The 14,157-nt window shown below is 67.1% G+C and carries 4 protein-coding genes; 2 read left to right on the top strand and 2 right to left on the bottom strand.

Annotation, left to right across the window (positions count from 1 at the left end; genetic code table 11):
• Nucleotides 1-384 precede the first annotated feature (384 nt).
• The gene (locus OOB33_RS17770; protein ID WP_271009642.1) at nt 385-10,446 is read right to left on the bottom strand and encodes a hypothetical protein; all 10,062 of its coding nucleotides are present in this window, start codon (nt 10,444-10,446) and stop codon (nt 385-387) included.
• Between the two features lie 619 nt (nt 10,447-11,065).
• Between OOB33_RS17770 and OOB33_RS17765 the strand changes: the two genes are divergently transcribed.
• Together OOB33_RS17765 and OOB33_RS17760 are read left to right on the top strand one after the other, a co-directional pair.
• Nucleotides 11,066-12,022, top strand: coding sequence for a glycosyltransferase family 2 protein (locus OOB33_RS17765; protein ID WP_271009641.1), 957 nt, complete (start codon nt 11,066-11,068; stop codon nt 12,020-12,022).
• Nucleotides 12,023-12,024: 2 nt separating this feature from the next.
• Nucleotides 12,025-12,684 (top strand): acyltransferase, encoded by a 660-nt coding sequence (locus tag OOB33_RS17760; RefSeq protein ID WP_271009640.1) that lies wholly within the window; start codon nt 12,025-12,027, stop codon nt 12,682-12,684.
• Nucleotides 12,685-13,146: 462 nt separating this feature from the next.
• On the opposite strand, the gene OOB33_RS17755 is transcribed toward OOB33_RS17760, so the two are convergent.
• On the bottom strand, nt 13,147-14,112 hold the full coding sequence (locus tag OOB33_RS17755; protein ID WP_271009639.1) for a class I SAM-dependent methyltransferase: 966 nt from the start codon (nt 14,110-14,112) through the stop codon (nt 13,147-13,149).
• Nucleotides 14,113-14,157: the final 45 nt, after the last annotated feature.

Below are 14,157 nucleotides of genomic sequence, written 5' to 3'. Positions count from 1 at the left end.
ACGTGCTCGGACTGGGGCGTGAACGCCGCCGCCGGGCGGGGGGGTGTGCGCATCCACACTGCGCTTGTGTCGTCGGCTTCCTGGGTGGCCGGAGATCAGGGCGGGCTTGCGCAGGCCGCCATGCTCTCCTTCCGCTTCCGTGGGATTTCGACGTTGCTGGACCAAACTTGAGCAAGCACCCCCGCGCATGCGGCGGTGCTCATCCCGGCCTGAAACCTGGCTTTTCATGCTTTTGGCTCCCTGGTCAGAGTTTTCCGGAACTTGAGCCGGCCGAATCGGGCATAACAAGCCGATTGCCTGCGCATTTCTGCCTGCCACGGCGGCCGAAGCGATGCCGTGGCATTGATGAAGGGAGGGTGGGGTCGAGCTTGCATCGCGGGGCCCTCAGATCAGGGGAGGTGGCAGGCTGTCGTCGTCCAGCCAAGAACGACGCAAGGCCGCCAGGGCATGCGCGCCTTGCGCAGCCGACACCTGCTGGTCCTGTGCGGATGGGGCCAGCAAGGACGCGCTGGGGCCGCTCAGCAGCTCACCCAGGGCCGGCATGCTGGCGGCCGGGCCGGCGCTGTCGCCGCCACGGTCGCGGGCAAACCAGACATCGACCAGGGCATGGTTCTGCCCATCCTCGGTGCGGTAGTCCGCGACCAGGCCGAGCAGATTGCCCTGATCCAGGCTGTTGCCTTGCTGGGCTTGCAGGTTGAAGTCGCGAATGCCCAGTTCCTGCAAGGAGCGCAGCTCGCCGGCGTCGGTGCGGCCATCGCCGTTGCCGTCGACCCAGACCTTGAGGTCCTGGAAGCCGGCGTCGAGGGCGTCCAGACGGCCGTCGCGGTTGAGGTCGAGCTCGGCCATGGCGGCAAAGCCGTTGCTGGCGCGTTGGCCATTGGCCAGCAGCGTGCCGCTGCCGAACAGCTCGCGGCCGCTGTTGATCTGGCCGTCACCGTTGCGGTCCATGACCAGCAGGCCATCTTGCGGTGCCACCCAACCCCATTGGTGGGCATGGCCGGTGCCGAACATATCGAACTGCGCGCCCTGCGCGGCGGCCACGGTGCTGACGCCGTTGCCATCCAGGTCCAGCACGATGGGCGTGGCCAGGTACAGGCCTTCCAGCTGTTCGGCACTGAACACATTGGCCGCAGCGTCGCTGAAGGCCAGCACCTGGGTCATGTTCAGCGAGGCCAGGTCCTCGGGTTCGAATCCCGGGATCTGGTCGGTGGTGAAGGCATGGATCTGCTCGGTCGTCAGTCCGTGCATCTGCTCGGTGGTGAAGGCCTTGATGTCGTCGGTGCTCAGGGAGATGATCTGCTCGGTGCTGAAGCTGCCCAGCTGACGTGAGCTGAAGGCGGCGATCTGCTGGCTGCTCAGGGCCTGGATGTCCTCGCTGCTGAAGCTGCTGATGTGCTCGGTGCTCAAGGCCAGGATCTGCTGCGTGGACAGGGCGCTCAGGTGCTCGGTGTTGAGGGCGGCGAATTGCTCGCTGCTCAGCTGCTGAACCACCTGGGTGCTCAGGGCCCGCAGGTCTTCGGTTTGCAGCCGCGCCATATCGGCCGCCTCGATGCCGGCCACCTGGCTGCTGCTCAGGGCCGCGAACTGGCTGCTGCTCAAGGCCCGCAGCTGGTCCGAACCCAGGGCGGTGAAGTCTTCTGCGCTCAGCCCTCGCAGAGAACCGGTGCTGATGGCGGCCAGATCCTCGGTCGAGAACTGCAGAAGCTGATCCGTGCTGAGTGCACCCAGCTGGGCCGAGCCCATGGCATAGACCTGGCTGCTGTTCAGAGCGCGGATGTCCTCGGTGCTCCAGCTCTGGACCTGTGCCGTGGTGAGTGCACCCACCTGCAGCCGGCTGAGGGCCGCGATCTGGTCGCTTTGCAAGGCATTGAGCTGTTCGCTGCTCATGCCGCGCAGGGCGAAGATGCTCAGGGCGCCGACATGCTCGGTGCTCAGGCTGGCCACCATCTCGGTGCTGAAGCCCTCGATCTGGGCCGAGGTGAATCCACGGACCTGCTCGGTGTTCAGGCTGCGCAGCTCTTCAGTGCTGATGGTGCGCACCTGGGCGGCTGTCAGCACGGCGAACTGGGCGTTGGTGAGACGGGTCAGCTGCTCGGAGCTGAGGGCGGTGAACTGCTCGCTGTCCAGGGCGCGGATGGCAGCGGTGGACAGGGCTTGCAGATCGTCGGACTGCAGCTTGGCGATATGGTCCGTGCGCAGGCCTTCGGCCTGGGCGGCGGTCAGGGTGGCGGCCTGAGCGGTGCTCAGGGCCACGATCTGATCCGTGCCCAGGGCGGCGATGTCGCCGGCATCCAGGCCGCGGAAGCCCGCCGTGCTGATGGCGGCGAAGTCCTCGGTGCTCAGGGTGCGCAGCTGGTCGCTGCCGAGTGCGCCGATCTGGGCCGAGTTCAGGCCGCTGAACTGGGTGCTGGTCAGGGCATTGAGGTCATCGCTGCCCAGGCTCTGGAACTGCTCCAGGGTCAGGGCATTGACCTGGGCCGTGCTGAGGGCCTGGATCTGCTCCGAGCTCAGAGCCGCCAGCTGCTCGCTGTCCAGGGCCCGCAAGGCGCTGGTGTTGAGGGCACGCAGGTCCTCGGTTTGCAGCTTGCTGATCTGTTCGGTGTTCAGCCCGCTGACCTGGGCGCTGCTCAGGGCCGCGCTCTGGGCTGTACTCAGGGCCACGATCTGATCGGTGCGCAGCGCGCCGATCTGGTCGGCGCTGAAGCCTCGCAAGCCGGCCGTGCCGATCGTGCTCAAGGCCTCGCTGCTGAGGCTGCGCAGCTGGTCGCTTTGCAAGGCGGCCAGCTGGGTCGAGGCGATGGCCTGGAACTGCTCGCTGGTCCAGGCATTGAGGTCTTCGCTGCGCAGGCCCTGGATCTGGTGGGTCTGCAAGCTGTTGAGCTGCTGCGTGCCCAGGGCACGCCATTGCTCGGAGCCCAGGGCCGCCAGCTGGTCGGTGCTGAGGGCGCGCAGGGCGCTGCTGCTGAGGGCGCGCAGGTCTTCGGTCTGCAGCGTGCGCATCTGGTCGCTGCCCAGTCCGCTCACCTGGCTGCTGCTCAAGGCGGCGAACTGGCTGCTGCTCAGGGCCACCGTGGCTTCGGTACCCAAGGCTCCGAGTGTGGCGGCACTCAGACCGCGCAGCCCGGCCGTACCGATGGCGGCCAGGTCTTCGGTGTTGAGCAGGCGCAACTGGTCGCTGCCCAGGGCAGCCAGTTGGCCGCTGCTCAGGGCGGCGAACTGGGTGGTGGTCAGCGCATTCAGGTCCTCGCTGCGCAAGCCTTGCATCTGGCTCGAGGTCAGCGCGTTCACCTGGGCCGTGCTCAGCGCAGCCAGCTGATCGGAGCCCAGGGCCGCGATCTGATCGGTGCTGAGGGCCCGCAGGGCGCCGCTGTTGAGGGCTTGCAAGTCATCGCTGGCGAGCTTGGCGATCTGGTCGGTGCGCAGACCGGCGATCTGGGCGCTGTTCAGCGCTGCCACTTGGGCCGTGCTCAGCGCCACGATCTGCTCGGTGCCCAGGGCGCCGAGCTGGCTGGAGCTCAGGCCCCTCAGCCCAGCGCTGCCGATGGCCGCCAGGTCTTCGCTTTGCAGGCTGCGCAGCTGGTCGCTGAGCAGGGCCGAAACCTGGGTCGAACTCAGGGCCGCGAACTGGGCTGTGCTCAGGGCGTTGAGGTCCTCGCTGGCCAGGCTCTGGATCTGGCTGGAGCTCAGGCTGTTGACCTGGGCGGTGCCCAGTGCCGCCCACTGCTCGCTGCTCAAGGCGGCCAACTGCTCGCTGCTCAGGGCGCGCAGGGCGCTGCTGTTCAGGGCTTGCAGGTCGTCGCTGGCCAGCTTGGCCAACTGATCGGTGCGCAGGCCCTGCACCTGGCTGCTGTTCAGGGCGTTGACCTGGGCCGTGCTCAGGGCCACCAACTGGTCTGTGCCCAGCACACCGAGCTGACCGGCGCTCAAACCCTTGAGCCCGGCTGTGCTGATGGCGGCCAGGTCTTCGGTGCTGAGCGTGCGGATCTGTTCGGTCAGGATCAGGGCGATCTGGGCCGAGCTCAGGGCCCGGAACTGGGCGGTGCTGAGGGCGTTGAGATCCTCGCTGGACAGGCTTTGCACCTGGGCCGCGGTCAGGTTGTTGATCTGGTTGGTGCTGAGCGCCATCCATTGCTCGCTGCTCAGGGCCGCCAGCTGCTCGCTGCTCAGTGCGCGCAAGGCGCCGCTGTTAAAGGCCTGCAGATCGTCGGTGGCCAGCTTGGCCATCTGGCTCGTTTGCAGCCCCGCGACCTGGACGCTGTTGAGGGCCGCCACCTGGGCGGTGGTGAGGGCGATCAGCTGATCGCTGCCGAGCACACCGAGCTGCGCGGCGCTCAGGCCGCGCAAGCCGGTGGTGCTGATGGCGGCCAGGTCCTCGGTGCTCAGGGTGCGGATCTGCTCGGTCAGGATCAGGGCGATCTGCGAGGAGTTGAGGGCGCGGAACTGGCTGCTGCTCAGCGCGTTCAGGTCCTCGCTGCCCAGGCTCTGGATTTGCGCCGCAGTCAGGCTGTTGACCTGCTGCGTACCCAGGGCCGCGAACTGATCCGAGCCCAGGGCGCGCAGTTGATCGGAGCTGAGCGCGCGCAGGGCGGCGCTGTTGAGCGCCGCCAGGTCGTCGGTGGCCATGCGGGCCAGTTGATCGGTGCGCAGACCCGCGATCTGGGCGCTGTTGAGGGCGGCCGCGTGGGCAGTGCTGAGGGCGATGATCTGCTCGCTGCTCAGCACGGCCAGCTGGTCGGCGGCCAAACCCTTCCAGGCCGCCGTGCTGAGGGCGGCCAAATCTTCGGTGGCCAGGGACTGGAGCTGGTCGCTGCGCAATGCGCCCAGCTGGGCGGAGTTGAGGGCGCGGAACTGCAGGCTGGTCAGCGCATTCAGGTCCTCGGTGGCCAGGCTTTGCACCTGGCTGCTGCTCAGGGCGTTGACCTGGGCGGTGCTGAGCGCGGCCCATTGCTCGCTGCCGAGCGCGGCCAGGCGATCGCTGGCCAAGGCCTTGATCGCATTCAGGTTGAGGGCCTGCAGATCGTCGGTGGCCATGGCGGCGATCTGCTCGCTGCTCAGGCCCTGGATCTGGGCGCTGTTCAGGGCCGCCACCTGGGCGGTGCTGAGGGCGCGGATTTCATCGCTGCTCAGCGTGGCCAGCTGGTTGGCCGGCGCCGTGCTGAGGGCGGCAATCTGGGCGGTGGTGAGGGCGGCGATCTGGTCCGAGCCCAGGGCCTGGAACTGCTCGCTGCTCAGGGCTCGGATGGCGGCTGAGCTGAGCGCGCGCAGGTCCTCGCTCTGCATGGCCACCAGCTGGTCGGTGCGCAGGCCCTGGATCTGGGCGCTGTTCAGGGCCGCGAATTGGCTGCTGCTCATGGCCACGATCTGCTCGGTGCCCAGGGCGCCCAGCTGTGCGGCGCTGAGACCGCGCAGGCCGGTGCTGCCGATGGCGGCGAGATCCTCGCTTTGCAGGCTGCGCAGCTGGTCGCTGCCCAGGGCGGCGATCTGTGCCGAGCCGATGACGCGGAACTGGGCCGTGCTCAGGGCATTGAGGTCTTCGCTGCCCAGGCTTTGCAGCTGGCTGGGCGTCAGGGCATTGACCTGGGCCGTGGTGAGCGCGGCCCATTGGTCCGAGCCCAGCGCGCGCAGCTGATCGCTGTTCAGGGCACGCAGGGCGCCGCTGTTCAGGGCACGCAGATCGTCGCTCTCCAGGCGCGCGATCTGATCCGTGCGCAGGCCGGCCACCTGGGCGCTGTTCAGCATGGCGGCCTGGCTGCTGCTCAGGGCCACGATGTGTTCGGTGCCCAAGGCCGCCAGCTGCTCGGCGCTCAGGCCGCGCAATCCGGTCGTGCTGATGGCCGCCAGGTCTTCGGTCTGCAGGCTGCGTATCTGATCACTCGAGAGGGCCGCGATCTGCGCCGAGTTCATGGCCCGGAACTGGGCGCTGGTGAAGGCGTTCAAGTCCTCGCTGGCCAGGCTTTGAATCTGCGCCGAGGTCAGGGCGTTGATCTGCTGGCTGCTCAGCAAGGCCAGTTGCTCGGAACCCAGGGCGGCGAGCTGCTCGCTGCTGAGCGCGCGCAGGGCGGCGCTGTTCAGGGCTTGCAGGTCGTCGCTGGCGATCTTGGCGATCTGATCGGTGCGCAAGCCGCTGACCTGGGCACTGTTCAGCACCGCGACCTGGGCGGTGCTCAGGGCGATGATCTGGTCGGTGCCCAGGGCACCGAGCTGGTTGGCACTCAGGCCGCGCAGAGCGCCGGTGTGGATGGCGGCCAGGTCTTCGCTGGCCAGGGCGCGCAGCTGGTCGGTCGTCAATGCCGCCACCTGGGCCGAGTTGAGGGCGCGGAACTGGGCCGTGCTCAGGGCATTGAGGTCCTCGCTGGCCAGGCTCTGGATCTGCATGCTGCTCAGGGCGTTGAGCTGATTGCTGCCCAGCACCCGCCATTGATCCGAGCCCAGGGCGGCCAACTGTTCCGAGCTCAGGGCGCGCAAGGCCGCCGAGTTGAGCGCTTGCAGGTCATCGGTGGCCAGCTTGGCCATCTGGCTGGCTTGCAGACCCGCCACCTGGGCGCTGTTGAGAGCGGCGGCCTGGGCGGTGCTGATGGCAATGATCTGATCCGTACCCAGTACCGCCAGCTGGGTCGAGCTGAAGCCGCGCCAAGCGCCGGTGTGGATGGCAGCCAGATCGTCGGCGGCCAGGCTGGCGACCTGCTCGGTGCTCAGCGCTGCGATCTGGGCCGAGTTGAGCGCTCGGAACTGGGCCGTGCTCAAGGCGTTGAGGTCTTCGCTGCCCAGGCCCTGGATCTGGCTGCTGCTGAGTGCGGCGACCTGGGCCGTGGTCAGGGCTGCCATCTGGTCCGAGCCCAGGGCGGCCAGCCGGTCGGTGCCCAGCGATTGAAGCGCACGGGTGTTGATGGCGGCCAGGTCTTCGGTCGCCAGGCTGGCGAACTGGTCGCTGCTGAGGCCACCGATCTGGGCGCTGCCCAGGGCTGCAATCTGGGCCGAGCTGAGGGCACGAATCTCGTCGCTGCTGAGCACGCCCAGCTGGTTGATCGGCGAACTGCTGAGCGCCGCGATCTGCGCGGTGCTCAGAGCAGCAATCTGTTCGGAATCCAGCGCCCGCATCTGATCGGTGCTGAGGGCGCGGATGGCGCCGGTGCTGAGGGCTCGCAGATCATCGGTCTGCAGATGGCTGATCTGCTCGGTGCTCAGGGCCTGGATCTGGGCGCTGTTCAGTGCCGCGGCCTGCGCCGTGGTCAGGGCGATGATCTGGTCGCTGCCCAAGGCGGCGATCTGGTTGGCGCTCAGGCCACGCAGACCGGCAGTGCTCAGCGCTGCCAGGTCTTCGGTTTGCAGGCTGCGGATTTGATCGCTGGCTATCGCTGCCACTTGGGCCGAGTTCATGGCGCGGAACTGGGCCGTGGTGAGGGCGTTCAGGTCTTCGCTGGACAGGCTTTGGATCTGCACTGAGCTGAGCGCGTTGATCTGGGCCGAGCCCAGGACTGCCCATTGTTCGCTGCCCAGGGCGGCCAGCTGCTCGCTGCTGAGGGCGCGCAGGGCGGCACTGTTGAGGGCTTGCAGGTCATCGCTGGCGATCTTGGCGATTTGCTCGCTGCGCAGGCCCTGCACCTGGACGCTGTTCAAGGCAGCGAACTGCTGGGTGCTCAGCGCCACGATCTGATCCGTGCCCAGGGCGCCGAGCTGAGCGGAGTTCAGGCCGCGCCAGCCGGCACTGCCGATGGCCAGCAGGTCCTCGCTTTGCAGCGAGCGCAGCTGATCGGTGCTCAACGCGCCCACCTGGGCCGAGTTCAGGGCCTGGAACTGCTGGGTGCTGAGGGCATTCAGGTCTTCGCTGGACAAGGATTGCAGCTGGGTCTGGGTCAGCGCATTGACCTGCTGTGTGCCCAGGGCGGCCAGCTGATCGCTGCTCAAGCCGGCCAGTTGTTCGGTGCTGAGGCCTCGCAGGGCGCCGCTGTTGAGCGCGCGCAGGTCATCGGTGGCCAGCCGGCCCATCTGGGCGGCGCTCAGGGATTGGACCTGGGCGCTGTTGAGCACGGCGTACTGCTGGGTGCTCAGGCCGATCAGCTGATCGCTGCTCATGGCGGCCAACTGGCCGGCATGGAGGCCGCGCAGGGCGGCGGTGTTGAGGGCGGCGAGGTCGGAGACATCGAGCGCCTGTACCTGATCGCTGCCCATGGCCGCGACCTGGCTGGAATTCATGGCCGCAAACTGGCCGGAGCTGAAATCCTTGAGGGAGGCACCCAGCCCCTGAATTTGCGCGCTGCTCAACGCAGCCACCTGCTGGCTGCTTAGTGCTTGCTGAGAATCCGAACTGAGGTTGCCCAGCTGCTCGGAGCTGAGCGCGCGGATGGCGGCCGTGCTCAGGGCGCGCAGGTCGTCCGTCTCCATGGCCTGCACCTGCAGGCCCGTGATCTGGCTGCTCGTCAGCGCCGCCGCCTGGGCGGTGGTCAAGGCGGCGACCTTGCTGCCCGTACCCAGGCTTTCGAGCTGGGCCGAGCTGAGTCCACGCAAGCCCGCGGTGCCGATGGCGGCCCAATCTTCCGTGCCAATGCCGGCAATCTGATCCGTCAGCAGGGCGGCAGTCTGGGCCGAGCTCATGGCCTGCCACTGGGTGGCCGTCAGGGCATTGAGGTGTTCGCTGTCCAGGCTGCGGATCTGGGCCGAGGTGAGGGCATTGAGCTGGGCCGTGCCCAGGGCCGCCATCTGCTCGGAGCCCAGAGCCGCCAGCTGTTCGCTGCTCAGTGCACGCAGGGCGCCGCTCTGGATGGCGCGCAGGTCTTCGGTCTGCAGGGCGGCGATCTGGTCGCTGCGCAGGCCGCCGATCTGGGCGCTGTTGAGCACCGCCATCTGGGCGGTGGTGAAGGCGCGGATCTCGTCGGTGCTGAGTGCCGCCAGCTGGTTCACCGGGGCGCTGGCCATGGCGCTGAGCTGGGCCGTGCCGAGCACGGCAATCTGGTCTGAGCCCAGTGCGGCGATCTGTTCGCTGCTGAGCGAGCGGATCACGGCGGTGCTGAGCGCGCGCAGATCCTCGCTTTGCAGGGCGGCGATCTGGTCGGTGCGCAGACCTTGGGCCTGCACGCTGTTGAGGGCCGCGAACTGCTGGCTGCCCATGGCCACGATCTGCTCCGTGCCCAGGGCCGCGAGCTGCTCGGCGCGCAGGCCGCGCAGACCGGCGCTGCTCAGGGCAGCCAGATCCTCGGTGCTCAGCGTGCGCATCTGGTCACTGCTGATGGCCGAGAGCTGGGCCGAGTTCAGGGCGCGGAACTGGGCGCTGCTGAAGGCATTGAGGTCGTCGCTGGACAGGCTCTGAATCTGGGCGGCGGTCAAGGCGTTGACTTGCGCCGTGCCGAGTGCGGCCAGCTGGTCCGAGCTGAGCGCGGCGAGCTGATCGGTGCCGAGGCTGCGCAGGGCCGCGCTGTTGAGCGCTCGAAGATCGTCGCTCGCCAGCCTGGCAATCTGCTCGGTGCGCAGGCCGGCGACCTGGGCACTGTTCAGCGCGGCAGCCTGGGCGGTGCTCAGGGCCGTGATCTGCTCGGTGCCCAAGGCGCCGAGTTGCTCGGCGCTGAGACCGCGCAAGGCCGCGGTGTTGAGGGCGGCCAGGTCTTCGGTTTCCAGGCCGCGGATCTGGTCGGTGCGCAAAGACGCGACTTGGGCTGAATTGAGCGCGCCAAACTGGCGGCTGCTCATGGCATTGAGCTCCTCGCTGGCCAGGCTGGCCAGCTGGCTGCCGCTGAGGGCAGCCACCTGGGCGGTGCCCAGTGCTTGCCACTGCTCGGAGCTGAGCGCCGTCAGCTGTTCGCTGTTCAGCGCGCGCAGGGCGGCGCTGTTCAGGGCCTGCAGATCGTCCGTCGCCATCTTGGCGATCTGTTCGGTTTTCAAACCAGCGACCTGGCTGCTGTTGAGCGAGGCCACTTGCTGCGTGCTCAGGGCGACGATCTGGTCGCTGCCCAACTGGCCCAGCTGGTTGGCGCTCAGACCGCGCAGGCCGGCTGTGCTGAGGGCCACCAGGTCTTCGGTGCTGAGGCTGCGCAATTGATCGCTGCCCAGGGCCGCGATCTGGCTGGATTGCAGGGCGCGCATCTGTGCGCTGTTGAAGGCATTCAGGTCTTCGCTGAGCAAGCCCTGAATTTGCGTGCTGCTCAGCGCGGCCACCTGTTGGGTGCCCAGGGCGCCGAGCTGGTCGGAGTCGAGCGCGGCGATCTTGTCCGTGCTCAGAGCGCGCAGGGCGGTGCTGCTGAGTGCGCGCAGATCGGCGGTTTGGAAGAAGCGAATCTGCTCGCTGCTCAGCGCGCTCATGGCAAAGCTGCCGAGCGAGGCGAACTGCTGCGTGGTCAGGGCCTGGATCTGGTCGCTGCTGAAGGCAGCCCAATCTTCGGTCGAGAAACGGCCCAGCGTGCGGGTGGTCAGGCCCGCAATCTGGGTGGTCGACAAGTGGGGGATCAGGGTGCTCATCAGTGGCTCGCTCGGGCAGGCGATGGCAGCGGGCATTCATGCATGCCCAGCCGCACCGTCCCGACCTCCTCAGGGGTGTTCAGTGGTCCGACCCGGCAACTCCTGTGAAACCATGAGGCAGCGCACCCCAGCGGCGACAGGGTCGATGTCGCGCCGTGGTGATCGAACGGGCTCGAATGGCGGCACACAGTCCCTGTGATCAGGGGCTGTGTGCGCTTGATTCGAACGTCAGGGCCGGAAAACCATGCCTGTTCCGGGCATGAGTTCTCGATTCCTGTGCTAGCGCTTTCGACGAATGCCGCCCGGACTTGAGCCCGCAGCCTGGGGGGGGTCCCCCGGGCTGCGGCGCAAGAGCTGGCGGTGAAGGGTCGGGTGCGCATGGCGGGCTGCTTCAGGTGTCAGAGTGAAATGGCGGTTCGGTTCGTGTCCAACGGAATCGTTTTGTTCTTCTGTGTGAAAAAAAGCCTCAAGTTCTTCGAGGCTCTACCGATGTTAGGAAGTGGCGCGAAATACGAAGGTCGCATAAGGGGGCGCATTGCTCGCTTGTTTGGCGCGCTGTGCGCTCTGCGTCTTCGATGTAATGGCAGGGCCGCAAGCTGCGGTGAGACCGTCGCGCGCCATGCACATCACCACCCTGATCCCGGCCTACAAGACCAAATACCTGCAAGAGCTGCTGGCCGGCTTGATGACCCAGACCCGCAAGCCGGATCGGATCGTCATCTCCGACGACAGCCCCGGCGGCGAGTTCACGCAGCAGCTGCTGTCCCCGCGCTACGCCAACTGGGTGGCCACGCTGCCGCTGGAGCTGCATGTCGGCCGCCGTGCCGGCGCCTACGAGAATTTCAAGAACCTGGTGCGGCTCTGGGCGGGCCGCAGCGAGCTCTTCCACATCCTGCTGGACGACGACGTCATCTTTCCGGACTTCTACGCCCAGCATCTGCAGACCCACCAGATGGCCGAGCTGTCCTGCAGCATCAGCGCCCGCTGGAATGCCAACGAACGCGGCCAGCCCATCGAGGGCATGCCGGTGCCCGAGGCGATTGCCAGCTCCAACAGCCGCATCATGTCCATGGGCCCCAAGGCCATGTTCTCGAGCACGGTGCCGGGCAGCGTCAACTGGCTGGGGGAGTTCTCCAACTGCGTGATCCGGGCGCGCTGCGCCGAGCTGCTGGAGCAACCGGTCTTTGGCGGCGTGTCCTACGCGGGCTTGTGGGACCTGGGTTTCTTCCTGGCCGCCAGCCTGCAGGCGCCGATCGGCTACATCCAGGACCGGCTCGGTTACTTCCGCGCCGGTGGCGAGGGCCATTCGGCCCAGCGCAATGGCCCGCACATGAAAGCCGCCTACCTCGGCTATGTGGCCCTGGCCGTCGGCGGCTGCCGCATCGGCCAGGTCACGCCGGAGCAGATGCGCATGTGCGCCACCGGCATGGCCGGGGCCCTGGTCAAGAACTATGCCGATCAGCCGGACGTGATGGCCTTTGTGCCCCTGCTTCTGGAGTTGGGCCAGGGCAGCGAAGGGGCCGAAGCGGCCTTTGTCGAAGCCTGGCATGGCTTTTTGCAATCCCACGGGTTTTGAACATGGCCTTGCAGAACCGACTGGAACGCCTGCGCGGCCTGATCTCGCGCAGCTCGCCCTTGGAGCTGGAAGCCTGGGTGCGCGCCTTGCTGGTGCACTATTTCTTTCATGTGTCCGACAAACAGCGCATCGAGATCCACGGCCCAGGTTCGCGCAGCCTCAATTTCCTGACACCCACGGTGCTCAAGGGGGCCGGGCGCATCGTGCTCAGCACCAGCACCGTGTTTGGCGTGCCGCGTTCGCCGGGCAGCTATGCCTGCAGCTATGTGGAATCTCGCACGCCCGATTCGCTGATCGAGATCGGCCCCGGCACGGTGTTCAACAACCGCCTGAACCTGATCTCGGAAGGTGCAGCCATCCGCTTTGGCGCCAACTGCCTGGTCGGCGCCGAGCTGCAAGTCATGGACAGCAATCTGCACGACCTGCGCCTGGCCCACCGCCGCGAGCCCGACCCGCAACCGGCCGAGGTGGTGATCGGCGACGAGGTCTTCATCGGCTCACGCGTGACCATCCTCAAAGGCGTGCGCATTGGCCGCGGCTGCGTGATCGCGGCCGGCGCCGTGCTGCAGCCGCATTTCCAGGCCCCTGAGTTGTCCATCGTGGCGGGCAATCCAGCTCGGGTGGTGGGGCGGGTGGACGAGAGGCCGGACGGAGGCGCCTGAGTTCAAGCAAGAAGGTCTGCGGCTCATCTCAATGAGCGCAGTGCGGGTGCTAACGACGAATCTGCCGCGCTGTGAGGGGCAGCTTGTGGCACGAAGCGGCCCTTGAATCAGTTGTTGATCGGGCCGACTGGGCGCTCTGCTCCGTTCATGTCCCCCGACCCCAGCCTATGGCTGGGGTCTCCTCCTTTACTTCACTTCGCAGAGCACCCAGCCGACCCGATCCAGCACGGCCTTGCTCCTTCGGCGAAAACGCCAAGCGGTCGCACTGACAAGGGGTGTCGGGTGAGTGCTGAAGCGAAGTAAAGGGGGAGGCCTGTGCGCAGCACAGGCCGGAGGACATGAGCGGAAGCACTCGCCCGATGCCCCTTGGCACAAGCCCAACCTTCAAGGGCTTCTCTGTGCCGGCTCCAGCCACTGAGTTTGGTCGCCCGCAATCCTGCCCTCGAGCGAGGGCAGCCCTCATCAGGACTCGTCCATCAGCCTCAGCAGATAGGTGTCTTCCACGCGCTTGGCGCGCTCGACGCGGCGGCCCAGTTCGTTGACGGCCAGGTGCAGGTCGATCGAGCCTTTCTGCGCGACCATTGCCTGCAGGGACTCGGGCAGGTCATAGTCGATGGTGGAGGGCGGCAGGGCCGGGTCGTGGTTCTGCTTGGACAGGCCCACATATTCCCAGCTGCCCAGCATGGAGTGGCGGCCCCAGCTGTCGCCCGGGGGCAGGGCGGTGCCGGGGTCGACCGCGCGGCAGACGATGGAGATGAAGCCGCATTCCTTGCCCGCCACATGCAGGGGGCTGTTGGAGGGGTGGCGGCTGTAGAGGCAGTCAATCGGTGCGAAGTTGAAGTAGCGCAGCATGTACTCCAGCAGCGGGATGCTGGGATACCAGAAGGTGTTGGGCTCGGTCTGCAGCTTGCCGGCGGTGTTGAAGTGCATCAGGTCCGACTGCTCGTTCACCACATTGGTGGAGAGCATGAAGAGGCCGTTCTTCTTGACCAGGGGGCGGGCGCTGGCCAGGGTGTGCATGGGCGAGAACACGTGGTAGAGCACGCCCGACAGGTTCACATAATCGAACATGCCATCGGCCGCCAGCTTCTGCGAGAGCTCATACATCAGGCCGATCTCGCGGAAATCCCAGCTTGCACCGTAGACGCTTTGCAGCAAGGCCATCTTGTCGGCGCAGTGAGGCACGGCGTCGGCCGCGACGATGCGTTTGGCGCCCTTGCGGTGCATCAGCACCGGGATCACGCCTTCCATGGTGCCCAGGTCCAGGCAGTCCTGGCCGTGCAGATGGGCATTGCGCATCAGCATGCGCGGCATGTAGGGGAAGTCGGTGGGGTAGCTGCCCGGTGCGATCAGGCCCGGGGCCAGTTCCACGGTGTAGTACCACCAGGCTTTGGCGGCCTGTTCCAGCTGCTCGCGGCTCATGCTCATGTCGGGGCGCTCCTTGCGGGGATGGGATGAAGGCGGGGCTGGCGT

The organism is Paucibacter sp. B51, assembly GCF_027863535.1.
Classification (GTDB): domain Bacteria; phylum Pseudomonadota; class Gammaproteobacteria; order Burkholderiales; family Burkholderiaceae_C; genus Paucibacter_A; species Paucibacter_A aquatilis.
Note: the sequence above shows the minus strand (reverse complement) of the source record. Positions and strands in the feature narration are given on the sequence as shown.